The sequence below is a fragment of the Paenarthrobacter sp. NPDC057981 genome, from assembly GCF_042886835.1.
GTDB lineage: Bacteria > Actinomycetota > Actinomycetes > Actinomycetales > Micrococcaceae > Arthrobacter.
In genome coordinates, this window is the sequence record NZ_JBHVQI010000002.1 from 85,587 (window position 1) to 108,649 (window position 23,063).

A 23,063-nucleotide genomic window follows, 5' to 3' on the forward strand; every position below is an offset into this window, starting at 1 on the left:
CCCCTGCGGCTGCAACAAGAGCATAGGCTGGGTTGATGAGTGAGAAGACCAGCACAGTCGAAGAACACAGCACCCGGGGTGCCTACGTCACAGGTGGCGAGTTCAACCGGGACACCAACTACATCGAAGACCGGATCACCCGCGACGGTGCCACCGGGCCAAACGGGGAACCCGGCTGGCCCGTGGAGCCCGGACGGTACCGGTTGATCGCCGCCCGCGCCTGCCCGTGGGCCAACCGCACAGTGATCGTTCGGCGGCTCCTGGGATTGGAAGACGTCATCAGCCTGGGTCAGCCCGGGCCCACCCACGACGCCCGCTCCTGGACCTTTGACCTTGATCCCGACGGCAAGGACCCTGTCCTGGGAATCGAGCGTCTCCAGGAAGCGTTCTTCCGCCGCTTCCCCGACTATCCGCGCGGCATTACTGTCCCGGCCATCGTCGATATCCCCAGCGGAGAAGTAGTCACCAACAACTTCCCGCAGATCACGCTCGACTTCTCCACGGAATGGACAGAGTTCCACCGCCCCGGAGCGCCGGACCTGTATCCGGAACACCTTCGCGAGGAGATCGACCAGGTCAACAAGCGCGTCTTTACCGAAGTTAACAACGGCGTGTACAGGTGCGGATTCGCAGGATCACAGGAAGCCTACGACGCCGCCTACACCCGGCTTTGGAACGCTTTGGACTGGCTTGAGGAACGGCTTTCAACGCAGCGCTACCTGGTGGGCGACTCCATCACCGAAGCCGACGTCCGGCTTTTCACCACCTTGGCCCGCTTCGACGCCGTTTATCACGGGCACTTCAAGTGCAACCGCAACAAACTCAGCGAAATGCCCGCGTTGTGGGGCTATGCCCGGGACCTGTTCCAGACGCCCGGCTTTGGAGACACCATCGACTTCGTGCAGATTAAACAGCACTACTACATCGTGCACGAGGACATCAATCCCACGCAGATCGTGCCCGCAGGCCCGGATCTTTCGGGCTGGCTGACGCCTCACGGACGCGAATCCCTGGGTGGGCGGCCCTTCGGCGACGGCACTCCGCCGGGACCGGTCAAGGCCGGCGAAGAAGTAGCTCCGGGGCACGGAGCAGGCTAGGCCGGCCCGTGGTTCAACTCCGACCGCGTGGGCGGGTTGGCTCCGGCGCGTGAGACGGTGATGGCGGCGGCACGGGTGGCGTGGTCCATGATCGCCGCGAGCGTTTCAGCGGGCATGGCGCGCAGTTCCTCGCGGTTCTGTGCGCCGTCCAGCCCGTGATCCACAATCGCGGACAACAGCCCGGCCATGAACGAATCCCCCGCGCCCACGGTGTCCACGACGTCCACTGAAGGAGCCTGCACCTGGGTCTCCCCTGCACGGGTAATGCCCCACGGGCCGAGCGAACCACGCGTGACCACCACCAAGGCGGGTCCTCCTTCGCCGCCCAGCGACAACCAGCGACGGGCGGATTCGGTCGGATCAACGCCCGGGTACAGCCATTCAAGATCCTCGTCGGAGGCCTTTACGACGTCGGACATCGCCACGAAGCGCTCGGCCTGCGTCCGCGCGTACTCAACGTCCGTGATGATGCTCGGACGGCAGTTGGGGTCAAAGCTGATGGTGCTGTTCGGGTGGGCATGCTCGACGGCGGCAAGAACCTCCGCAGCGCCCGGCTCCAGGAAGGTGGCAATGGAGCCGGTGTGCAGCAAGGTGGCAGCCTGCAGCATGAGGGGCAGCCGGCCGGCGAGTCCGGGCAGTTCCCAGGTGAGGTCGAACGCGTAGGTGGCGGCGCCGTCGTCGTCTATCTGTGCGGTTGCCACGCTGGTTGGTTTGTCGTCGGGCGGCAGCGGAACCATTACGGAGCTGGACCGCAGATGTGCCGCCACGGAATCGCCGTAAGCGTCCTTGCCGAAGCGGCCGATGAACTGAACCGGGTGGTCCAGCCTGGCCAAACCGACGGCAACGTTGAGCGGGCTGCCGCCAACGTGCGCTTCAATTCCAGAGGAGCGTTGAACAACGTCTACCAGGGCCTCGCCAATGACTGTCAGCATGGGACAACTCTGCCAGAGGACAACGGCCGCAGCACAACAATTACGAGAGCAGCCGCTGCACCAGTTCCCGGCACTTCTTGTATGCGACGGCCTTGGGGTCGATGAGGTCGAAGTGATCGCCCGGGACCCGCAGCAACTGGGCCGAACTTCCCGCCGCCGTAGCCGCCGCGACGAAGGCCTCGGACTGGCTCGCGGGAACGTCCTCGTCTTCTGTGGCGTGCACGGCATATACGGGGACGTCGATCGGCAGCAGGCTCATCGGGTCGGCATATTTATGCCGCTTGGGGAATCTAGCGGAATCCCCTCCCATGAGGTTGCACACCGCGCCGTTGCTCAGGTTCAGTTTCTCCGCGGCCGCAAGGTTGAGGAGCCCCGACTGGCTCACCACCCCTGTCAGGTGCACTGCGTTGTCCTCGGGCGACCGCACGAGTTGGCGGTCGGCGTCGGGCGTTCCAATGGCCGAAAGCCGCTGCCGGCCGGCCGCCCAGACGGCCAAGTGTCCACCGGCCGAGTGGCCCAGCGCTACGACTTTGTCGAGTTTGAGATCGTGGTTGCCAGCGATTTCAGAGAGGTGGTCGATGCCGGCCAGGATGTCCTCGAAGGTGTGCGGCCATCCGCCGCCGTTCCCGGCCCTCCGGTATTCAAGGTTCCAGGCGGTGATTCCGTGGGCAGCGAGGTCCCGCGCCAGGGGCTCGCCGAGCTCAGCGCCGTACTGCGAGCGCCAGTAGCCGCCATGGATCACGACCGCGACTCCACCGGCCACAGCCGATGCGCCGCGATGGTTTCCGTTGTTCGGTTCAGGTATGAAGAGTTCGCCCCACTGACTGGGGTGTTCGCCGTAGCTGTACTTGTGCCGCAACATTGCGCCCTCCTTTGTACTGAGCCTATCGCGAGGGTTCCGGGGTTTGGCTAGAGGCGCCCCGACGGCGATTGGCCCGGTTCAGTGTCGCACCCGCACCGTAAGCTGGGGGCATGGCAAGCAATTGGGACAGTCTGGACCAGGCTCAGCGGGATGCAGTGGATGCGAATGTGGCCCTCTATGAGCGCGTCCGCCCCGCGTTGAAGCGGGTAACGCGCGACGTCCTGCTGACGCTTCGGGACATGTTGAACGACGCCGAGGTCACGCCTTTGTTTGTCACCGGCCGAACCAAGACCGTTGAGTCCTTCCGCGAAAAAATTTCCCGTACGGATGACCCCATTGAGCCGGGCGGGCCCCGCGTGCTCAAGTTCCCGGATCCCTTCCGCACCCTGAACGACATGGTGGGAATCCGCGTCATCACCAAACTGCCGGCGGAAAACGCAGCGGTGGCCAACATCATCAAACGCCAGCGCCAGCTGTTCGATTGCCGTGGAGACCGCGAGAAGGACATCGGTTCCATCGAGTCCGGGACTTACGGCTATTCCAGCCGGCACCTCATCCTGCGCACTATCCAGAATGAAACCGTCAAGGAGTACCAGCACGTCTTCAATCCGGACATGCCGGCCAACGGCAGCTACTTTTTTGAGTGCCAGATCCGCACGGTCTTCGCCCATGCCTGGAGCGAGATCGAGCATGACATCCGCTTCAAGGCCGAAGATCCGCGTGCCTGGACGCCGCATTTCGACCGCCAATTCACGGCCACGGCGGCCATGTTGGAGACCGTGGAAGGCGCCTTTGCTGATCTCCACGAACGGTACGAAGAAGTCCGCGGCTACTGGGACCTCGAAGGTGAAGGCGCATCACCGTTGACGCCCAACCGGGTCCGTGACGTCTGGCGTACGCTCCTGCCGCACGTTGACCGTAAAGTTGATGACGACTGGGGATGGGCCGCCGAACTCCTTGCCGCCCACGGACTGACCAAGACCGTGGAACTGGCCGGGCTTCTCAGCGCCAACCGGATCACCGAGGTCCGCAAAGCCCTCGACCACCGCTACTCCCCCGGTCCCGACCGCCTCCTGGACGACCTCCTGCTGTGGCAGTACGGAACCGAACACATTGATCTCACCGCTGAGGCGCCCGACGTCGTTCCGCACCCGCGGCGCGACAGCCTCCAGCGGCGCCTTAAGCAGATTGAGCGTTACCGCCAGACTGCACTGTAAGGACCCATGACACCCGCGCCATCCATGACCCCTGAGCAACTCAGGTCACTGCGGGCGACCTTCCGTTCGCCCCGCCGCCTGTTGACTGAATCCCTCGCGGGGTTGGTGGTGGCACTTGCCTTGATTCCAGAGGCCATCGCCTTCTCCGTGATTGCGGGTGTGGATCCGCGGATCGGATTGTTCGCGTCCTTCACCATGGGAGTGGTGACCGCTCTTGTGGGCGGACGTCCAGCCATGATTTCGGCAGCAACCGGTGCCGTGGCCCTGGTGATCGCACCGGTGATGAAGGAGCACGGGCTCGACTACCTGATCGCGACGATCATCCTGGCGGGCATTTTCCAGATCATCCTCGCGGTCCTTGGGGTTACCCGGTTGATGCGCTTCATCCCGCGGTCTGTGATGATCGGTTTCGTGAATGCGCTGGCCATTCTGGTGTTCATGTCCCAGATGCCCGAGCTCTTCAACGTGCCGTGGATGGTCTACCCGATTGTTGCCGTGGGCTTGGCGATCGTGTTCCTGCTGCCGCGGGTGACCAGGGCTGTCCCGGCCCCCTTGGTGGCCATCGTGCTCCTCACGCTGGTCACCGCGCTGGGTGGCATCGATGTACCCACCGTCAGCGACAAGGGCGAGCTTCCGGACAGCCTGCCTGGCTTCTTCTTCCCCGACGTCCCCCTGAACCTCGAGACCTTCCAGATCATTGCGCCCTTTGCGTTGTCGATGGCACTGGTGGGGCTCTTGGAGTCGCTCATGACCGCCAAGCTGGTGGATGACATCACGGACACGCGGTCCAACAAGACGCGCGTTTCTTGGGGCCAGGGCGCCGCCAACATCGTCACCGGATTCCTGGGCGGCCTGGGTGGGTGCGCGGTGATTGGGCAGACGATGATCAATGTGAAGGGTTCCGGCGCCCGAAGCCGGCTCTCAACGTTCCTGGCCGGTGTGTTCCTGCTGATTCTGGTGGTGGTACTGGGCGATGTTGTTGGAATGATCCCTATGGCCGCTCTGGTGGCCGTGATGATCTTCGTTTCACTGATCACGTTCGACTGGCATTCCGTCCGGCCCTCAACCCTGAGGCGGCTGCCCAAGTCCGAGACCGCCGTCATGATCCTGACTGTTGCCGCTGTGGTGGCGACGCACAACCTTGCGGTGGGGGTCGGCGTCGGGGTTTTGGCCGCGAGCGTGCTGTTCGCCCGTCGGGTGGCGCACTTTGTCACTGTTGAGCGGACTGAACTGGAACTCAACGGCGAAACGGTGGCGACATACACGGTGGATGGTGAACTCTTCTTCGCCTCCTCCAACGACCTGTACACCCAGTTCGACTATGCGAAAGATTCCTCAGAAGGCATAGATCGTGTGATCATCGATCTTCACGGCTCGCATATTTGGGACGCTTCCTCGGTTTCCGTGCTGGATTCGGTGACCGAAAAGTACAGGAACCACGGTCGCGAAGTGGAGTTCATCGGCTTGAATGAGGCCAGCGTCCGCATGCGGGAGCGGCTGGCGGGAAAGCTCAACTCCTGATGGGGACGCCGAATGTCTGACATATACGTTCAGTGGGATGTAACGAAGTCGTTCCAGGCGCAGTGCTGGTGTGAGCATTGATGAATGCTTGAGGCAACCAATTCCCCGTCCGAAACTGAGTCCCCGGCAAACCCTGCCCTCGCCGCTGAAGCAAAGATCGCGAGGATTGCCGTCACGGTCTTCCCGCTTCTGGTGGTTCAGGCCGGCGTCCTGGGGTTCCTCATCCCGGATCTGTTCAAGCCGATGGGTGTTGCGGTTCCTTACCTGCTGGGCATCATCATGTTCTGCATGGGTCTCACCCTGACCCCTCCGGATTTCGCCTCCGTGGCCCGGCGTCCATGGGCCGTAGCTCTGGGCATCGTGGCGCACTATGTCATCATGCCCGGCGCCGGATGGCTGATCGCCGTGTTGCTGCAATTGCCGCCGGAGCTTGCCGTGGGCCTGATCCTGGTTGGTTGCGCCCCTTCCGGCACGGCCTCCAACGTGATGGCGTTCCTGGCCAAGGGCGATGTGGCCCTGTCCGTCGCCGTCGCTTCCGTCTCCACGCTGATAGCGCCGCTGGTGACGCCCGCACTGACGCTCTTCCTGGCGGGCTCGTTCCTGAATATCGACGCCGGGGCCATGGTCTTGGACATCGTCAAGACAGTGCTGCTGCCCGTCATCGCGGGCCTCCTTGCGAGGTTGTTCCTTTCGAAGCTCGTGGCGAAGGTGCTTCCGGCACTCCCTTGGGCTTCAGCCGTCGTCATCTCCTTGATCGTGGCCATCGTTGTGGCTGGCAGCGCCAGCAAGATCGTCGCTGCTGGCGGCATCGTGTTCCTGGCTGTTGTGCTTCACAACGGCTTCGGCCTTGGATTGGGCTACCTGGCCGGCAAGCTGGGACGTTTGGATGACAAGGCCCGCCGTGCTCTGGCGTTCGAGGTCGGGATGCAGAACTCAGGACTCGCGGCGACCCTGGCGACCGCGCACTTCGGTGCATTGGCCGCGTTGCCTTCCGCCGTGTTCTCGCTGTGGCACAACATCTCCGGTGCGATCGTTGCAGCGTGGTTGGCCCGGAGGCCGCTGAAGGACTAGGTGCCGACAGGTCGCTGGAGGTCGTTTGCTCCGGAAATGCTCGGAGGTACCTGTGGCGGCTGACTTCACTACGCCAGGGTTGCGCGCCCAGTCTGCCCGGCCGTCCGACACCGTTTCCAACGTAAGGAACTAGGTTGCAGTAAGCCTCCCCCGGATTCTGTTGGTCGAAGCAACACCCAATACGGGAGTTCCTTCGATGCATCAACGGTTCGATTCGCCTACGGGTGGCAGGTTTCTTGTCCTCATCAAGGAAGGCAGGAGTTTCAGAGAGTCAGTACGGGTGGCCGGGATAGGTAAGGAGACCGGTTACCGGTGGTTGCGTGATGAGTACCTCCGGTTCCGAAATGAGGGCCTCGATCATGCGGCGGCCCAAGTGGAACTTGGCTTCACCTCGCGCAATGCCGAGAAATGGAACGAACGCTTCCTGAGAGGTACTGTTCGCCATCACTTCCAAGTCGACCCAGCCGTTGAGGAAACCTTCTGGTCCTCCTATTCCAGCGGCTTGAGCGTATTGGCTGCTGCCGCATCAGCAGGCGTAAAGCATACGACCGGTTACCGGTGGGTCTACCGTCGTTTCGTTGTTTTGCGAAGCCAGCTTCCCTTGGCGGAGGTTGTAAAGGGCTTATGGCTCTCGCCGGGGACCTCCGTCAGGTGGGAGACCCAGCGTCGGAAGGAGTTGGAAGCCGAGAAAGCACGCATGCAGAAGGCCGAGTGGGACGCGATCCGCACTGCGCGGATCGTTGCAGAGCGCTCGGCAGTTCCCTTGTCTCCAGCACAAAAGCGACGCTTGCTACGGGAGACACGATATTGGGAACTGGTGGGCTCCGGTGCTTCCAATGCTGCCGCCTGCAGGATGTTGGGCGTGAGCAGGGTTATCGGGACAAGGCTTCGGAACCAGAGGGCGCAACAGCCACGGGCCAGCCTCAAACCTCCGTCGGGCAGGTACTTGTGCCTGCGGGAAAGGCTGCATATGGCGGACCTGCTCCGCATGGGCTGTTCCCTACGGCAAATTGGCAGGGAGCTGGGGAGGCATGCCTCGACCATCAAGCGGGAGCTTGACCGGCACCGTGACTCCCGGGGGGCGATACTTGCCGCATACAGCCGATCACGATGCGCGCAGCCAGCGACGTCGGCCGCGGGAGCGGAAATTGCAGACTAATCCACGCCTGCACTCATTGGTGCAGACAAAGCTAACCAGTCACTGGTCGCCGGAGCAGATCTGCGGGTGGTTAGCCTTGGAGTTTCCCGCCGAACCGGGGCTGCGGCTCTGTCCGGAGACGATCTACCAGGCCCTATTTTTCGGCGACCATGGCGGATTAAGAACGGACGGCAGGCCACGGCTTCGCACAGGGCGAAAGATCCGCAAGCACCGGTGGCGGACTGGATCGGGACACGGATCGGTCGTGCAAAACATGACCATGATCAATGAAAGACCTGCCGGCGTTCAGACCAAAAGAGAGGCCGGTCATTGGGAAGGTGATCTCATCGTGGGCGTTGGTTCCGCGTCGGCCATGGTGACCCTGCGGGAACGCAAGACCCATTACGGAATCATCATCAACCTTCCGCACGGGCACACCGCTGCGCAGACTAACCAGGCAATCATCGCTGCCTTCGCAGCCTTGCCGGCTCACCTGAAGCAGACATTGACTTGGGACCAAGGCGTGGAGATGGCCCGTCATCAGGAATTGGCGGCCGCTACCGGACTGCGGATCTACTTCGCTGAACGATCCAGCCCCTGGCAACGCGGAGCTAACGAGAACTTCAACGGCCTAGTTCGCCAGTACTTCCCGAAGGGCACGGATCTCTCGGTGCACGCAGACGAGCACGTCAAGCAAGTCTGCGACGAGCTCAACGCAAGGCCACGGAAGAGTCTTGACTACCGTAGCCCAGCAGCGGCCCTCCGGGCCGAGTACCGGATCAGCACCGGGCTAGAGTGATGCCTATGGCGACCTGGAACCTTGCGTGTCGAGCTGAATCATCCCCTCGATTCGCAACGTGTTCAGCAGCCTGTCTTGTTTCCGCAGAACAGACCTATTGATCCGTGCCGTTACTGGACTCGCCGTCTCGTTTGTTTGACGAAAGCACAAACCCCTTTAGCCTTTGGGCATGTCTTATGACCTGACGGTTTACTGCCCGGGAGACCCCACCATCGATCAGGTGTTGCTGCTGGTAGGAAACACCCGCGGATTGCACGCCGATCCTGAGAACTCCAACGACCAAGGCGTCCTCGTCCTTCGCGGAGTAAAGCGCGGCTACAGCTTCACCATTGATGGACCGTTCTCCGTCGAGGCCGAAGACCTCCCGGAGGAGATCACCGCGGTCCTACCTGAGGCCACGACAATGTTCCAGGTCCTGTTCGAAGGCAGCCAGGAGGCTGAGATCCCGCACGGTATGCGTTTCGCCCGGAAACTAGCCAAAGCCTGCCATGGCGTAGTCATGGACGAACAAACCACCAACATCTGGCCCCAACCTCGGACAGTAAAAGCACCACCAAGAACGGAACCGAAGCCGGAGCGACGAGACGTTTGGATCAGCTGGCTGATCCTCGAAGAGGACCTCCCCACAGACTTTCTGCAGGGCTATCTCCGGATCGCTCGAGAGGTACTCCCAGAAGCGGTCCCGGTGCGTTTCGGCAAATACGAACCCCTTCAGTTCCGTTTCGATTCCAGCGGCGAAGAAGGTTTCATCCATGAGTTTTACAACGATGATTCCAATGGCTGGGACATCTACTACGAGAATCCGCTACCGGTCACCTACGGAAAGTTCGAGGCCCCGCAGCTCTCCGCAGGTAACCCGTTCACCCGAATCACCCTGGTCGTGGACGGTCATGCTCTCGCCGATAGTGCGCTCAGGAGCGCACTTCGCCGGTTCTTCCTTGCCGTGGCAACCGAGCTCGGGGCGCTCTACGCTTCGGCCGAAGTGAGACGCTACCAAGACACTCGCCGCCTGCCCATCTTCAACATGCGCCCCCCACAGTGGGTGGGTTTTCAGCCCTACCCGCTCTGGTGGGTATGGGCCGGCCCCCGGCTCGCACCCGACATTGGTCGTTTTCTTGGTCCAGGTGCCGAAGAGCACAACGGGGGGCTGTTCCGCGCTTTCAGCGACGAGCCACTGGACCGCGACGCCCTCACGGACGTTCTCGGTCCCGAAAACTTACCGTGGATCCCGGCCGAATACTCCGCAACCTACTCCGACGAGTACATGCAAATGACGCCTCTCGCTATTGCGAGGGTTATTCCCGAAGTCCTGCGCAACCGCGAACCTCTAGACCTTCCGCCAGGCATTTATAACCCACCAAGAACGGCCTGACCATATTTGCTGCCGACACCATCGCCATATAGCGTCGACAAGGGACGACAAACCGCCCCCAAATAGAGGCCAGTGTTGCGTCGACCACTCGAATCCGCCCTCCCCTCATCGTGCATCTCTCCGTGCGGGGTATACGTACATCCCGCCGAGATGACCCGGCGCGGGGGGAGTCGGCTATAACTGACGCACGGTGCGGGACCGGCTTACGGGCGCGCCAGAATCCTCTCGTTGTGATGGCTGATCCTCTATTGGCCCCTGTTATGCCATGAGGAATGTTTGGGGGCGCCACGCCGGAAAGCGCAGGGCAACCTGTGCGCTGGTTTATGACTTGCCAGCAATTTCAGGGGCTGAATCAGCAAGCAGGACCGTCAGCTCCCTTGGTGCTTCGAGGTTCTCTTTATCCTTTCCGATTGAAATATCTGGTTCGTAGTCACGATGCGCAGACCGGTAGCTATAGACTTCGCTGGTTGACGCGATGGTCGCGCACTGGATTTTGGGGGTTGAGCCGTTGGCTCCTCGAGGTTTTTCTATGCCGTTGTTCCGTGTTTTCGGTTGCCGGATCTTCGCTGTGCTCGCGGCTGCGGCCACAGCCGCGACGGTTCTGGTCGGCGTCGCTGCCGTGCCCGCGCACGCGGACATGATCGCGGACCGTATTCAGACTGGTCTGCTGCCCCACGCCGTGGCCATGAATGAAACGACGAACAAGCTCTATGCCACTAACGAAATCCTCGGGACCGTGACAGTAGTAGACGGAGCCTCGAAGTCCGTTACCTCCATTCCGGTCGGAACGTATCCCAACGAACTGGCCGTCAACGAGGTTACGAATAAGATCTACGTTACGAATAGTGGTTCTTCCTCAGTGAGCGTCATCGATGGCGCCACCGGTACGACCACGACGGTGCCGCTCCCGGGTAATCCAAGTGGTATTGCTGCAAACAAGCTAACCAACAAGATCTACGTCTCAACCGCCGGCGCCAGCGGCATCAGTGTTATAGATGGCGCCACCAACGCAGTGACGCCTCTCCCGGTGTCCGGATACTCTCTCGCTGTTAACGCGAAGACAAACAAGATCTATGGTGTCAGCAGTAATGGCACTCAACTGATTGTGCTGGACGGGGCCACCAACGCCGTTACCACCACCGTCGCTGTCTGCACCGGCGTCCGCGGTTTGGCAATTAACGACGCCACGAACAAGGTCTACGTCACCTGCCCTGAAGCGAGGATGATCGTAGCCATTGATGGCACGACCAACTCGACGACCAGCATACCGACCGGCAGTAACAGCTATCCCATGCAACTGGTGTTAAACCGCAGCAACAACAAGGTCTATGTTCTGTCCCACGGCTCGGCCTCGGACTCAGCCGTGATCGTTCTGGATGGCAGCTCGAACACTTTTGTGTCTGTTCCAACGGGAGACCCTACGTTCTACCTGGCCGTGAATGAGGTGACCAACAAGGTCTACGTCGGTTTCCCCTACAAGCAGGGCGTCAGAGTTTTCGACGGTGCAACCAACGCTTCGGGAGTCCTTCAGGGGTTCATCATTCCAGGTCCCATGGCCGTGGACACGAAGCGAAACAAAATCTACGTCAGTGACGATAGTGGTCTAAACACCAGTGGGATAGTCGTTATCGACGGCAAGAACGTGCCCCCGACACTGACTTCCGGTAACCCCCCGGTCAATGGCACCGTCGGCACGTACTACTCCTCTGAGTTTACTGCCGCCGGTTCGCTGACTCCGCAATTCAAACTAGCCAGCGGCGCCCTGCCGCCTGGTTTGTCTCTCTCAACTGGTGGCGGCCTCTACGGAATCCCGACGAAGCCCGGGACCTTCACTTTCAGTATTTCAGCCAGCAATGGTTACAGCCCCGACGCAACGAGTCCGGTATTCACCGTCACCGTCAATGCAGCGCCGATCACCCACGACTTCAACGGTGACGGTAAACCCGACGTCCTCTCACGCGACGCGAACGGAATCCTATGGCTCTACCCCGGGAACGGCAGCGGAGGCTGGATGGCCCCAGTCAAGGTTGGCCAAGGCTGGAACGTCATGACGTCGATAGTCGCCCCCGGTGACTTCAACGGCGACGGTAAACCCGACGTGATAGCGGGCGACACCACGGGAGCGTTATGGCTCTACCCCGGCAACGGCAATGGCGGCTGGTTCCCGCGAGTCCAGATAGGCCAAGGATGGAACACCATGTCGGCCATCACCGCGGCAGGAGACCTGAACCTGGACGGGAACGCAGACCTCGTTGCCCGCGACTCAAGAGGAGTACTTTGGCTCTACCCCGGCAACGGGAAAGGCGGCTGGCTCGGCACGATTGGTGTTGGGTCGGGCTGGTACATCATGACTGCCGTGATAGGCCCCGGCGACTTCAACCCGGACGGATACCCCGACCTTCTGGCCCGGGACGGCGACGGTGCCCTTCGCTTGTACCAAGGGCAGACGTACAACGGTGGCCCGCGGCCCTACTACTCCGGTCCCACCCAAGTGGGCACCGGTTGGAACGACATGACCGCTATCATCGGGCCCGGCGACTTCAACGGCGACGGCAACCTGGACATCCTGGCTCGTGACGCCACCGGAGCCCTGTGGCTCTACCCGAGCAACGGCCACGGCGGCTGGCAACCACGCACCATGGTCGGCTCCGGCTGGAACACCATGAACATGATCATCTAACGGCCCTAAAAAGAACCATCCACGAACACATCACGGGCCGTCCGCCACTTCGGACAAGAGTGCGCCGTTCTCCGGCCGGAGCCCACTCGTGGGACCGGTTTAGCCCATCGCCGGGCCTAGGCAGCACCACCGTCCGGTGAAGGATCTCTCTGCGGGCGGCTATCCATTCCGAGGCTTCTAGGAGTTAGCTGCCTCTTGTGGACTTTCTTGCGCCGTCATTGGGACAACACCGTCGACAGCGCCACTACAGACTGAAGCGGAAGCGCGGTTCACCGCGCGGCTCAGGTATCCCTCCGTTGCGCCTGTAGTCTGCAAGCCTTGCGGCGAGCCGCTCAACTTGATACGGGAGATTGGGAATTCGAAGATGGTCCATCCTGTCGCACAAAGGACAGAGGGCAGCGTCCCTAAGGTGCTCCGAACGGCAAGTTACATCTGGGTAGCAAGCGCGATCCTAGCTTGCATTCAGCCACTGATCTTGATGTTTTCGTGGGACGCAAGCGTCATTGTTAGGCTCGTCAGCGGTCTGATCCTCTTTCTATTTACGCTTCTTCAGTTCCGGGCAGCATTGGGACTCCTCAGAGGCCAGCGCTGGGCGAGGGTTGTTCTTACCGTCTTGGCTGTTTTGGCTCTGGGAGGAGTCTTCAATCTCGTCTTGACGCCTCTCTCGGTAGCGATTCTGACCCTGACGGTTGTCGGTTTCGTGCTGATGTGGATGCCAGCATCCAGCAGATACATCCGAGATCATGGCCCCGCCGGCGATCAAGTGCCACCTCGCGAGCCCGAGTACTAGAGCCCTTAGGCGATGCCTTTATCCTCCGTTTAGCCTCAGTGCCCGTTGAGGGACCGGCTAACGGATGCTCAGCGACCTTCACCATCCCATGTTTCTGGCGACCTGCTCGCGCGCCTGACTAATTTCCATCTGTGTAGCTTCGGGGACGTCAGTGCACATCTCAATGCCAAGAAGCAGGTCTGCCAAAGCCTGCTTCTCCGATGGATGTGAGATTGGTACATCATCCAGGTCAACTGACATGAGCCAATTAAAGAGGACCACCACGTCTGCTCGATCCAGCTCAAGGTTCACTGGTTGGACGTTATTCATTTGGCTATTCTCTCAATGACCGCGCAGCGCCCGGTTGAGGATCCTTTACCGTGCGTCAGCAACAGTCTTCTGAGATCATCCCTGTTAGGCCAGATTTTCCAGTGTTGAAAGAACCAGAGGACGAACGTCTGATGCCTCGGAGTACGGCGCACCGTTTCCAGGCGAAAACAGGGAAAGAACGTAGAGCAACTCTTCCGTCCTGTCATCGCCGGGATACTCGTCGATAAGAACTCCTTCCAACGCCTGTGCAGCACGCACGGACTCGTCGCCGCCCAGGAACCGATCGGCTGCTTGCTGGAGTCTTTCCGAAACGCTCATGATGCCGTTACAGTAGCAAAACTTCTGGTCAGCTGGCGCTTCCCGCAAAGTGATCCGGCTTACGGGCGCAGCCCTAGCGGGGTTTCGTGCTTATGCGCCTCGGCTTCAGCTTCCAAGATCTCGACGAAGGGCCGGGGATGGGGCTAGCCCGCGCTGACTTTCGATGATCCATGTAAGAACGCCACGAGTCCCGACCGGCGTTCGACGAACTTGCTGGCCCTGCTGCAGCGACAGTGGTTGAGGCAGCGGCCGGAACGATGATGAGCTCATGTTGTACTTGAAATGTAGTGTGCGAACCGACGCAAATCATGGATAAGAAGTGGAACACAACCAACTTGAGATGCGATTTCTGGACGCAATGACCGCGTTAGCCCGGCTGGTGCTCCAGCCCGACAGCGGACGCACCTACGACCTCTGTATGGACAATGCCGATCAGTTCATTTCCGAGTTTTTCGATTGCTCTCATGGTGGTGCTGCGTATGCCATCTGGATGGAGGTCAGCGATTACTTGGACCACCCAAGGGGTCCGATGACTGAGGAAGCGTGCGAGCAGGCCGGACGCAAAGTAGCTACTGAATGGCTGTCCGTCGACCAGTCATCCTCAGATGCTGTTAGTACGTTTTTTGCCCGGTGGCGGAGGCCGGAGCCATGGCCACGTTAAGAGGGAGAAGGATCTGCAATCGGAGGCATGTAGGGGATGCTTTCTATCTGGCACCATGAATAATTCTGACCGCCGCTAGAGCATCCGTTGAAGGATCCTTCAGCGGTCACCGCATCTTAGGAGCTCCGTGCGCCATGGAGTCAGGGCCAACTGCCGTAAGGCGATCGCGGCGTTGTTACGAATCGATGATCTCCACAAGGTTGGTGCCGGATACTTCGAAGCGGTATTCGGCTGAGCCGACGTCTTTGACACTTACGATGTGGCCATCAAAGGATGCTTGCTCAACAACTTCTCTGAAGTGAACCTGGCCTATTTCGCCTCCAGCCCCTACGAGCCGCATCGAGGTTTCGCACACTAACAACCACCCTGCTCCAGCAACGAAAACAACGATGAGGTCTTCCTCATCGAAAGGGATAACTTTAGGGTTCGCATCCTCATGTGAAGGCAGAACGATGATGCTTCGTGCCGCCCACACATAAGCGGTTTGACCGCTAATGCCGAAAGACACGTCGCGCCAGCCTGGGACAACGTAGCGCCACTCCCGGGACCCGATCAAGCTAATGGACAGTTCCATCCGCCTAATGTCAGATGTCGGTGTCTGGGCGAGTTCAAACACCCTGCCGTCCGCCACGAATCTGGAAATCCTGAGTTTCAGGTTCTCTCTCCTTTTGCCGATCCCTCACCGGACAGCGACGCGCCGGACTCGAGGGTCCACAATAGACCTTGAATATCCCCAAAGCCCGGTGAAGGTGCAGATTGAATCTTGAAGAATGGCAAGACATGCGTACTCTCGCCGAGGACATTCTTGCTCGAGCAGTTGAAGATTGGGTCACCCCCTTCGAAGTGGTCTCGGTTTGCATCCGACGAGGCCTGAGAGACTGGGATGATGTTCGGGACCTAGCGCTTGGTCTGATCATTCGCATGGTAGCGACCGGCCTACTAGTTCCCGGCGATATTAGAGGGCCGAAGCACCGGCCATGGGAGTGCTCCCGCAGCGAGGCCGTAGCCCGCATTGCCGCTGAATGGGCTTCCTTTCCCGACCTGGCTAACCTTAGGACAGGCGATATAGCGTGGCTCGATGCCACACCCGAGGGGGAACGTATCGGACGGGAGGTTCTGCTTCGTGAACGTCCCGCCTGGCTAGAGGCGACGGGCGGGACAGGCCGAGACACTCCTTAGTCAATAGCAAACGCCTAGGCGGGTCAGATCCGTCAATCGCAAGGAGACGTACGGTAAGGGAACCCCTACCGTGCGGCACTGCTCGGTCTGCTGAAGTCAGATAAAGAAGAACACCCCTGCGCCCGTGGCCTTTGGTCGTTTCGATGACACCCTGAGAACCTGCGCTTCAACCAGCGCCGCGGTTCTCTCGCACGCCACGTCAGCTGACCGCCGTCGTCGTCCCGCGCAGCTGCAGTTTCCACGGCGAGGCGACCCGCACGCCCTCTGCAGGGGCGATTCCCTCGAGCCGGTCCAGCAGCATCCTCACCACCTGCTCGAAGATCGGCTCCGGTCCCACTGTTGTCAGGGCGGGATCGTATTCCTGCCCCTCGGTGGAATTCCCCACGCCGACGATCTGGACATCCTCGGGCACGCGAAGCCCCAAGCGGAAGGCGGCCCGGATGGCCTGCAATGCCTCCATGTCGTCGGTGCAGAGGATGGCGGTGGGACGGTCTGGCAGCTGCAGCAACTCCAGCGCCGCCTGGTACGCCAGGGCGGGGCGGTGCTGCGATGTCCGGACAAGGGACTCGTCCAGCGGAATGCCCGCCGCCTCAAGCCCTTCCACGTAGGAAGCGAATCGGCTCGCAGGTCGTCCCGCCGGATCGGCCCTGCGGATGCACGCAATCCGACGGTGCGAAGCGGTCAGGAAGGCCATCCCCTCAGCCAGTCCAACCTCCGGTTCGGGAGCCAGAACGTCGAAACCATTGGGTTTCATGGTCCCCGAGATGACCACCTGGGCGACACCGCGGCGGGCCAGTTCGGTGACGGTTTCATCCTCTGCTGTCGCCTCGGGGAAGTAGCCGATAATGATGCCGTCGGCTCCACCTGACATCATGAACTTACGCCAGTCTTCGCCCAAGAGGATCACCGGTTGATAGCCGTGCACGGGAAGGATGTTTGCCGCCGTAGTAGCCAGCGCCCGGTCCCAGGGCCATTCCAGATTTCCGATCGCGACGGCGACAACGTCGGTTTTGCCCCGACGCATCCCACGCGCGGCCTGGTTGGGGACGTAGCCCAGCTCCTTCACGGCCGACAAGACGCGGTCCTGGGTCGGCTGGCTGATCCGTGTGGTCCCACCATGACGACCGGAGAGCACATAGGACACAGTTGTCAGGGATACACCCGCAGCCATGGCAACATCCCGGATGGTGGGCTTGGGTCCTTTGCTCACGCGATGCTCCTGACAGACGGCGGTCCTTGAACTCTACATTCCCGGGGCGGACGCCCCTTGACTCAATTAGTTTTGAACGTGAACAATTAAATAAGTCGACATGGACCAAAAGGGAAGAATCATTCAATGAAGAACTGGGCAGGAAACCTCGAGTATTCATCCGCACAAGTGCAGCGGCCCGCCTCGGTGGAAGAACTTCAGGAGCTCGTGGCCAAGGCGACCCAGATCAAGGCCCTCGGCTCCCGGCACTCCTTCAACACCGTCGCCGACACCCCCGGCACGCACCTTCTCTTGGATGCACTCCCCCAGGAAGTTGTCCTCAATAGGGAAAAGAGCACCGTCAAGGTCAACGGCAGCATCAGTTATGGGGCCTTGGGCCGGGCGTTGGAGGAGCAGGGCTACGCCATCCACAACCTCGCGTCCCTTCCGCACATCTCCGTGGCGGGTGCCATCCAAACAGGCACCCACGGCAGTGGGGTCAACAACCCGTCCCTGGCGGCCGCCGTCGTGGGTATTGATCTGGTGCGCGCCTCAGGCGAACTGGTCACCCTCACGTCCGACGACGACGAATTCCTCGCCAGCGTGGTTGGCGTGGGAGCCCTTGGCATCGTCACTGGGCTGGAGCTCGCGGTCCGTCCGAGCTACGAGGTCCGACAGCGCGTGCTCACGAATCTCTCGTGGGACGGCGCTCTGGCGAACTTCCAGGCCATCGCTTCCAGTGCCTATAGCGTCAGTTTCTTCACGAACTACACGGGCGACACCATCCCGCAGGTCTGGCTCAAGGCACTTGATACCGAGGCCGCCTTGCCTGACCTTTTCGGTGCCACCCCGGCCACTGTGGCCATGCATCCTCTGCCGGATATGTCGGCCGAGAACTGCACCGAGCAATTGGACGTCGCCGGCAAATGGTTGGATCGCCTGCCGCACTTCCGTCACGAATTCACTCCCAGTAACGGGGAAGAATTGCAAAGCGAATTCCTGCTGCCACTGGACCAGGCGTCGGCAGCTTTGTCCGCCGTTCGTGGCCTCGCCGACAAGCTGGCACCGTTGCTGTTTATCTCGGAGATCCGCACGATTGCAGCTGATGAGTTCTGGTTGAGCCCGTTCTACAAGCAGCAAAGCGTGGCCCTGCACTTCACCTGGAAGCCGATGCAGCCGGAGGTAGAAGCCGTCCTTCCTGAACTGGAGGAAGCATTGCGGCCGTTTGGTTCACGCCCGCACTGGGGCAAGCTCTTCACCCCGGACCAGTACGACTTTTCCGCGCTCTACCCACGGTTCGAGGACTTCCGGGCCCTGGCCCAGGCCAACGACCCCACGGGCAAGTTCCGCAACGGGCTGCTGGACACAGTGCTGGGTGTGACGGTTACGTTGTAGCCGCCCGTGCCGCCGCAACGATCACAGGGTCGGTGGTGTCCAGTTCCTGGGCACCACCACCTGGGCCTGCGGGGTACGGGTCCAGGTAGCTTGCACGCGCCGAGAGGTGCACGGCCGCAACTCCTACAGCAACCAGCGCGGGAATGTCTCCAACGCGCACCCCTCCCCCGGCCATGATCTGCACGCCTTCAGGTGCCTCGCGGACCATGCTCGCCAGCATTTCCAAACCCTGGAGGCTCCGAACCGCGCCACCGGAGGTGAGGACCCGACCTACGCCGGTTCCTTCCAGCCGGACCAGCTCGACCAGGGGGTCCGTGCTGGCATCCAGTGCTCGGTGGAACGTCACCGGAAGTTCTCCAGCGGCATCAACGAACCGCCCTAAGGTCGCGAGGTCAATACGCCCTTCGGGGGTAAGGGCGCCCGCTACCACGCCACCCACTCCAGTACCCCGGAGTGCGGCGATGTCCGCGCACATGGTGCGGACGTCGTCGTCGGAATAGACGTAACCGCCGCCCCGGTTCCGCACCAGCACGTGCACGTAGCCTGCCGGGGCCGCGTCGACGGCCAACTTCACGGTGCCGATGGACGGCGTCAGGCCGCCAACACCCAGTGCCGTGCACAGCTCCACCCGGGTGGCTCCGCCCTCCAGCGCGGCCCGCACTCCAGCGACGTCCTGGACGGCAATCTCCAGATCAGTCATCAGCGGCGGTGCACCAAGGCGGACAATGCCGGCTGGGTGTCTGCGTCGGTGAAGGGGAAAACGCCATCGGCCAAGTGCGAGTGGCCAAGCCTCAGCAGGTCCTGGTCCACACCGCCGGGAGTCAGAGCGAGTTTCCAACCAGCCGCGGCGTCGTAGAGTTCCGGTTCCAGATAACCGATTTTGACCACGATGATGTCGAACGACGCCGGGTCCAGGCCGAGCTGGGTGAAGTCGCCGATGTGATGGAACGGCTTTCGGCGCTCGGTCAGGATGGCGAACACGTTGCCTGCTTGGATCACTGCCTGCGTGCCCGCCACGGGGTCCCCTTCAGTGATGGAATAGACGGTGCCCTGGAGCCGGACCGGACCCTTGGCCTTGGCGTCCACGCGCGCGCCGGCATCGACGTCGATCTCACTTCCGACGCCGGCGGCCACAGCGGCGGCCACCGCACCGGCGTCGAAAATGGAGGCGTCACCAAGCGGAACGGACCGGCTGCGAGGTCAGGATTCGCGAGAAGTTGCTGAAGTGTCCAGGTGACATCGCCTGCGCCGCCTGCGGTCGGGTTGTCCCCGGTATCCGAGAGGAAGTACGGACGCGGTGCTTCAGGGTCGAGGGCCGCGGTGAGTGCCTCGGCCAGGGTGGCGGTTTCGGCCACGAATTCGAAATCCCGGCGCGCGTCCCAATACAACCGGGCAAGGCGTTCCGCTTCGGACCTGATGATCTCTTCGTCGTCGCCGGTGACCACAACATAGGCCTGGCACCGCGGCTCGTCGGCCCACGCGTAGCCCACCCAAACAGCGGCATCCACCACACCATCCAACGCCGCCACCAGCGGAACTTCCGCGTAGATGCTCCGCGCGGGCTCAATGCGCGTGCTGGTCTTCTCACCCGGCAACAACACTGGAACGGGCACCCAGGCCTTGGCCGGACGACGGGCCTGCACGTCAGTCCCGGTTGCGGCCCGCAAGCGGGTCAGCAGGTTGAAGACTGCGCGCTCCTTGGTGTTCATGGCATCCTCATGGGGGGCCATCCGGTAGCACGTAATCAGGTCCACCGCGCTGAGCAGCTCGAAGGACACGTTGCCGTGGAGGTCCATGGATGTGGAAACCAAGGTGTCATCTCCCAGTGCCTCACGAACGTGGCGGGCGAGGTCACCTTCTGCGTCCTCCATCCCCAATACGCTCATGGCACCGTGGATGTCCAGGTAGAAGGCGTCGAACGGACCCTCTTGACGGATGCGGTCAAGGATCTCGTCGCGGAACTCTGCGTAGAGGTCTGGATCCACGGCACCGCCCGGCAGCGAGCGCGCGTGCATCAATGGCACCCAATCGGCGGCCTCACCCAAGTCCCTGCCTTCATCCAGGAACGGGTAATAGGCCCTGAGCGTTGCCCCACGACGAACCGTGAAGGCCTCGGTCCCGCTGATGTGGGGCGAAAACGTGCTTGATTCAATGGAGATCCCGGCAATGCCGATCCTTGGCCGTGCAAGGCCGCCTTCGTGGAGCGGAGCCAGGGCCGGGCACCAGACCTCCGACTGTTCAGGGGCGGTGTGTGGAAGAGCAGTCATTGTATTCCTCGCGTGAATCCGGTGCGTTGTTCAAAGGTGTCGATCATTGCGTTCGCGGCCATGGTTCGCTCCACCATCGGCAGGCCGCCGGACAGCAGGTCCGCCGCATATGCCGCGGCACCGACGAAGCCGGCGTCGGGTCCAAGTTGGGCCAAACGCACCGGCGGGGTCTTGTCGCGTCCGCGCTCAGCCAGCAGCCCCGCAAGCCTGAGTTCCGTGGGGTCGGTCAACGCGGCACCGGCAGCGCTGACGCCGCCACCGAGCAGGAACAGGTCCGGGTCCAGCAGCATGGCCACTTGGCTGAGGCCATAGCCCAACCAGTGCCCCAGTTCAGCGAAGTCTTCTTCGCTGGCAGCAGGGTGTCCCAGGGCGGTTCCGCTGGCGTAGCGATCCAGGCAACCCCGGCTCCCGCAACCGCAGGGACGGCCACCGGGCACCACTGTCATGTGGCCCGCCTCCCCGGCCCAACCATGCGCACCGGAAACCAGCTGGCCATTGACCAGCAAGCCACCGCCGATGCCCGTGCCCACGGTTAGCATGGCAACGTTGCTCACACCGCGCGCCGCGCCGAACCGGTACTCCGCCCACAGGGCAGCGTTGGCATCGTTGAGCACGACGGCGCGCACATCGGCCCGTTCCTCGATCCAGTCCGCGAGCCTCGCCTCTTTGAGGGCGAGGTTTGCCGCGTTGGCGACGCTGCGATGGTCAGTGGAAACATAGCCGGGGACTGCGACGCCCACTGTTGTTCCGCCGTCGGCGTCCAGTTCTTCCAGCACCCACGCCACCGCGGCGGCGATGTTCACGCCTCCCTTCGGAGTGGCGAGCTGTTCGCGGGCAAGGATGTTTCCCGTTGGGTCGATGACTCCGGCAGCGATTTTGGTCCCGCCGATGTCGATGCCTACCAGCCGCTGGCTCATACGGGGTGTCCGGGGGCGTGGGTGTGGGGAATGGCGAACACGGCCACGGGTGAGTCCCTCAACGTTTCGGGAACCACAAACTTGTCCCCTGGCTCCCCCGCGCCAAGCCAGTGCCCGCCTGCGGTGGGCAGCGGCGGCGTCGGGAGTTCCGCGACGGGGTCCATCACCAGAATGTAGGTGGCGTGCGGGCCGACCGTCAGTGCGAGATGATCGTGGGCGTCGCCGGCGAACGGACGCGTACCGTAAATCGCTTCTCCGTTGGCTTCCATCCAAGCGCCAAGGCCTTCCAGCCTGTCGCGGTAGATCCCAGGTATGGTGCCATCGGCATTGAGCCCGATATTCAGCAGCAGGTTGCCGTTGCGGGACACCACAGAGACCAGATGGCGCACCATCTCTGCGACGGTGAGAACGTCGGAATCTGTTTCGTTTCGGTTGACGCCAAACGAGCGGCCCAACCCCCGGCAGGATTCCCAGTTCTTGTCGGACAGCGAGCCGATGTCGCTGTATTCGCGCGTCAGGTACCCGTGTGAGGGGACGCCCCAGCGGTCGTTGACGATGCCCTCCGGTACTGCGGCGAGGTACTGGCGGAACAAAGCGGCGACGCCGAAATCCGCGGCCGTCTTGCCGGCGTCGGGCCACTCGATGTCGTTCCACAGGATGTCCGGCGCGAACCTGTCCACCAGTTCACGGACTTGGCTGAAGGCGTAGCGGGCAAACTCTTCGTCGTTACGGCGCAGCCGGAAGACGTCGGGATCGGAGTTGATCGCGCGCAGATCGCTCACGTGCCAGTCCAGTGCTCCGGAGAAGTAGGCACCGAACTTCAGGCCGGCGTCGCGGGTGGCCGTGGCGAACTCAGCCATCAAGTCCCGGCCTGGGCCGCGGCGGACGCTGTTGAAGCCGGTGGTTTCCGTGCCCCACAGGCAGAAGCCGTCGTGATGCTTGGCCGTCGGCACAACGTAGCGTGCGCCTGCTCGTCTGAACAGCTCGACGCACTCATGGGCATCGAAGGAGTCCGTCGTCCACAGATCTGCAAGGTCTTCGTAGCTGGTCCCGGATCCGAACGTCTCACGCTGGTAAGCCTCGGCGCTGCTACCGGGAATGCGGACCGTGTTGCCGTACCACTCGGCATATTTATGATCCCGGTACGCGTCCTCCACAGGGGGAGGCGCATTGCCTGTCTCGGCAAACGCCGGCACCGAGTACAGGCCCCAATGGACAAAGATGCCGAATTTGGCGTCTTTGAGCCACTGCGGGAACGTCCAGTCCGGGTATTCCGGAGCGTCCGCCCCAAAGTCGGGACCTACGCGGTCCTCAAAATAGAACATGTCCAGCCTTGGAGGTAGAAGGAG

20 protein-coding genes are annotated in these 23,063 nt (G+C 61.8%); 9 read left to right on the top strand and 11 right to left on the bottom strand.

The window, feature by feature from the left end:
- Positions 1-35 precede the first annotated feature (35 nt).
- On the top strand, positions 36-1,097 hold the full coding sequence (locus ACFVSI_RS03495; protein ID WP_387819862.1) for a glutathione S-transferase family protein: 1,062 nt from the start codon (positions 36-38) through the stop codon (positions 1,095-1,097).
- Here ACFVSI_RS03495 and ACFVSI_RS03500 read toward each other — a convergent pair.
- A complete protein-coding gene (locus tag ACFVSI_RS03500) occupies positions 1,094-2,029 on the bottom strand; it encodes a carbohydrate kinase (protein WP_387819864.1) in 936 nt (311 codons plus the stop codon). The two genes, ACFVSI_RS03495 and ACFVSI_RS03500, sit on opposite strands and share 4 nt — an antisense overlap.
- A 40-nt stretch (positions 2,030-2,069) precedes the next feature.
- Positions 2,070-2,891, bottom strand: a complete 822-nt coding sequence (locus ACFVSI_RS03505) for an alpha/beta hydrolase (RefSeq protein ID WP_144660094.1) — start codon at positions 2,889-2,891, stop codon at positions 2,070-2,072.
- 110 nt (positions 2,892-3,001) lie between these two features.
- On the opposite strand from ACFVSI_RS03505, the gene ACFVSI_RS03510 reads away from it, so the two are divergent.
- The 7 genes from ACFVSI_RS03510 to ACFVSI_RS03540 all read left to right on the top strand — a co-directional run bounded on the left by ACFVSI_RS03510 (position 3,002) and on the right by ACFVSI_RS03540 (position 12,689).
- On the top strand, positions 3,002-4,108 hold the full coding sequence (locus tag ACFVSI_RS03510; protein WP_387819866.1) for a GTP pyrophosphokinase family protein: 1,107 nt from the start codon (positions 3,002-3,004) through the stop codon (positions 4,106-4,108).
- Positions 4,109-4,132: 24 nt separating this feature from the next.
- Complete coding sequence (locus tag ACFVSI_RS03515) at positions 4,133-5,629, top strand: SulP family inorganic anion transporter (RefSeq protein ID WP_387820212.1); 1,497 nt, start codon at positions 4,133-4,135, stop codon at positions 5,627-5,629.
- A gap of 84 nt (positions 5,630-5,713) precedes the next feature.
- Positions 5,714-6,700, top strand: a complete 987-nt coding sequence (locus ACFVSI_RS03520) for a bile acid:sodium symporter family protein (protein WP_387819868.1) — start codon at positions 5,714-5,716, stop codon at positions 6,698-6,700.
- Positions 6,701-7,670: 970 nt separating this feature from the next.
- On the top strand, positions 7,671-7,859 hold the full coding sequence (locus ACFVSI_RS03525) for a helix-turn-helix domain-containing protein (RefSeq protein WP_387820214.1): 189 nt from the start codon (positions 7,671-7,673) through the stop codon (positions 7,857-7,859).
- Entirely contained in the window at positions 7,768-8,637 is an 870-nt protein-coding gene (locus ACFVSI_RS03530) for an IS30 family transposase (protein WP_387819869.1), read from the top strand. Before ACFVSI_RS03525 ends, ACFVSI_RS03530 begins: the two co-directional genes overlap by 92 nt.
- A 169-nt stretch (positions 8,638-8,806) precedes the next feature.
- Positions 8,807-10,009, top strand: coding sequence for a hypothetical protein (locus tag ACFVSI_RS03535; protein ID WP_387819871.1), 1,203 nt, complete (start codon positions 8,807-8,809; stop codon positions 10,007-10,009).
- A 529-nt stretch (positions 10,010-10,538) separates the two neighbouring features.
- Complete coding sequence (locus ACFVSI_RS03540) at positions 10,539-12,689, top strand: FG-GAP-like repeat-containing protein (protein WP_387819873.1); 2,151 nt, start codon at positions 10,539-10,541, stop codon at positions 12,687-12,689.
- An 868-nt stretch (positions 12,690-13,557) separates the two neighbouring features.
- Here ACFVSI_RS03540 and ACFVSI_RS03545 read toward each other — a convergent pair.
- The 4 genes from ACFVSI_RS03545 to ACFVSI_RS03560 form a co-directional block, all read right to left on the bottom strand.
- Positions 13,558-13,788 carry a hypothetical protein gene (locus ACFVSI_RS03545; protein WP_387819875.1) on the bottom strand — a complete coding sequence of 77 codons (231 nt, stop codon included), beginning with the start codon at positions 13,786-13,788 and terminating at the stop codon, positions 13,558-13,560.
- Between the two features lie 84 nt (positions 13,789-13,872).
- The gene (locus ACFVSI_RS03550) at positions 13,873-14,106 is read right to left on the bottom strand and encodes a hypothetical protein (RefSeq protein ID WP_387819877.1); all 234 of its coding nucleotides are present in this window, start codon (positions 14,104-14,106) and stop codon (positions 13,873-13,875) included.
- A gap of 836 nt (positions 14,107-14,942) precedes the next feature.
- Positions 14,943-15,341, bottom strand: a complete 399-nt coding sequence (locus ACFVSI_RS03555) for a hypothetical protein (RefSeq protein WP_387819879.1) — start codon at positions 15,339-15,341, stop codon at positions 14,943-14,945.
- Positions 15,342-16,145: 804 nt separating this feature from the next.
- Positions 16,146-17,156 carry a LacI family DNA-binding transcriptional regulator gene (locus tag ACFVSI_RS03560; RefSeq protein ID WP_387819881.1) on the bottom strand — a complete coding sequence of 337 codons (1,011 nt, stop codon included), beginning with the start codon at positions 17,154-17,156 and terminating at the stop codon, positions 16,146-16,148.
- Positions 17,157-17,282: 126 nt separating this feature from the next.
- Here ACFVSI_RS03560 and ACFVSI_RS03565 point away from each other — a divergent pair, with 126 nt between their 5' ends.
- Entirely contained in the window at positions 17,283-18,530 is a 1,248-nt protein-coding gene (locus ACFVSI_RS03565) for a D-arabinono-1,4-lactone oxidase (protein WP_387819883.1), read from the top strand.
- Here ACFVSI_RS03565 and ACFVSI_RS03570 read toward each other — a convergent pair.
- From ACFVSI_RS03570 to ACFVSI_RS03590, 5 genes are read right to left on the bottom strand one after another with little or no spacing between them, the layout of a single operon-like run.
- Positions 18,520-19,230, bottom strand: a complete 711-nt coding sequence (locus ACFVSI_RS03570) for a copper homeostasis protein CutC (RefSeq protein ID WP_387819885.1) — start codon at positions 19,228-19,230, stop codon at positions 18,520-18,522. The genes ACFVSI_RS03565 and ACFVSI_RS03570 overlap by 11 nt on opposite strands.
- Complete coding sequence (locus tag ACFVSI_RS03575; RefSeq protein WP_387820215.1) at positions 19,230-19,640, bottom strand: MlrC C-terminal domain-containing protein; 411 nt, start codon at positions 19,638-19,640, stop codon at positions 19,230-19,232. The genes ACFVSI_RS03570 and ACFVSI_RS03575 overlap by 1 nt, the downstream gene beginning before the upstream one ends.
- Positions 19,526-20,797 carry a M81 family metallopeptidase gene (locus ACFVSI_RS03580; RefSeq protein ID WP_387819886.1) on the bottom strand — a complete coding sequence of 424 codons (1,272 nt, stop codon included), beginning with the start codon at positions 20,795-20,797 and terminating at the stop codon, positions 19,526-19,528. Before ACFVSI_RS03580 ends, ACFVSI_RS03575 begins: the two co-directional genes overlap by 115 nt.
- Positions 20,794-21,714, bottom strand: a complete 921-nt coding sequence (locus ACFVSI_RS03585) for an ROK family protein (RefSeq protein WP_387819887.1) — start codon at positions 21,712-21,714, stop codon at positions 20,794-20,796. Before ACFVSI_RS03585 ends, ACFVSI_RS03580 begins: the two co-directional genes overlap by 4 nt.
- A complete protein-coding gene (locus ACFVSI_RS03590) occupies positions 21,711-23,039 on the bottom strand; it encodes an alpha-L-fucosidase (protein WP_387819889.1) in 1,329 nt (442 codons plus the stop codon). The genes ACFVSI_RS03585 and ACFVSI_RS03590 overlap by 4 nt, the downstream gene beginning before the upstream one ends.
- Between the last annotated feature and the right edge of the window lie 24 nt (positions 23,040-23,063).

Excerpts from the sequence above, each read along its gene's own strand:
- ACFVSI_RS03520 (WP_387819868.1), top strand. The coding sequence starts at position 5,714 with ATGCTTGAGGCAACCAATTCCCCGTCCGAAACTGAGTCCCCGGCAAAC.
- ACFVSI_RS03525 (WP_387820214.1), top strand. The coding sequence starts at position 7,671 with ATGGCGGACCTGCTCCGCATGGGCTGTTCCCTACGGCAAATTGGCAGG.
- ACFVSI_RS03535 (WP_387819871.1), top strand. The coding sequence starts at position 8,807 with ATGTCTTATGACCTGACGGTTTACTGCCCGGGAGACCCCACCATCGAT.
- ACFVSI_RS03505 (WP_144660094.1), bottom strand. The coding sequence starts at position 2,891 with ATGTTGCGGCACAAGTACAGCTACGGCGAACACCCCAGTCAGTGGGGC.
- ACFVSI_RS03555 (WP_387819879.1), bottom strand. The coding sequence starts at position 15,341 with ATGGAACTGTCCATTAGCTTGATCGGGTCCCGGGAGTGGCGCTACGTT.
- ACFVSI_RS03500 (WP_387819864.1), bottom strand. The coding sequence starts at position 2,029 with ATGCTGACAGTCATTGGCGAGGCCCTGGTAGACGTTGTTCAACGCTCC.
- ACFVSI_RS03545 (WP_387819875.1), bottom strand. The coding sequence starts at position 13,788 with ATGAATAACGTCCAACCAGTGAACCTTGAGCTGGATCGAGCAGACGTG.
- ACFVSI_RS03495 (WP_387819862.1), top strand. The coding sequence starts at position 36 with ATGAGTGAGAAGACCAGCACAGTCGAAGAACACAGCACCCGGGGTGCC.
- ACFVSI_RS03590 (WP_387819889.1), bottom strand. The coding sequence starts at position 23,039 with ATGTTCTATTTTGAGGACCGCGTAGGTCCCGACTTTGGGGCGGACGCT.
- ACFVSI_RS03570 (WP_387819885.1), bottom strand. The coding sequence starts at position 19,230 with ATGACTGATCTGGAGATTGCCGTCCAGGACGTCGCTGGAGTGCGGGCC.
- ACFVSI_RS03565 (WP_387819883.1), top strand. The coding sequence starts at position 17,283 with ATGAAGAACTGGGCAGGAAACCTCGAGTATTCATCCGCACAAGTGCAG.
- ACFVSI_RS03515 (WP_387820212.1), top strand. The coding sequence starts at position 4,133 with ATGACCCCTGAGCAACTCAGGTCACTGCGGGCGACCTTCCGTTCGCCC.
- ACFVSI_RS03550 (WP_387819877.1), bottom strand. The coding sequence starts at position 14,106 with ATGAGCGTTTCGGAAAGACTCCAGCAAGCAGCCGATCGGTTCCTGGGC.
- ACFVSI_RS03510 (WP_387819866.1), top strand. The coding sequence starts at position 3,002 with ATGGCAAGCAATTGGGACAGTCTGGACCAGGCTCAGCGGGATGCAGTG.
- ACFVSI_RS03540 (WP_387819873.1), top strand. The coding sequence starts at position 10,539 with ATGCCGTTGTTCCGTGTTTTCGGTTGCCGGATCTTCGCTGTGCTCGCG.
- ACFVSI_RS03585 (WP_387819887.1), bottom strand. The coding sequence starts at position 21,714 with ATGAGCCAGCGGCTGGTAGGCATCGACATCGGCGGGACCAAAATCGCT.
- ACFVSI_RS03580 (WP_387819886.1), bottom strand. The coding sequence starts at position 20,797 with ATGACTGCTCTTCCACACACCGCCCCTGAACAGTCGGAGGTCTGGTGC.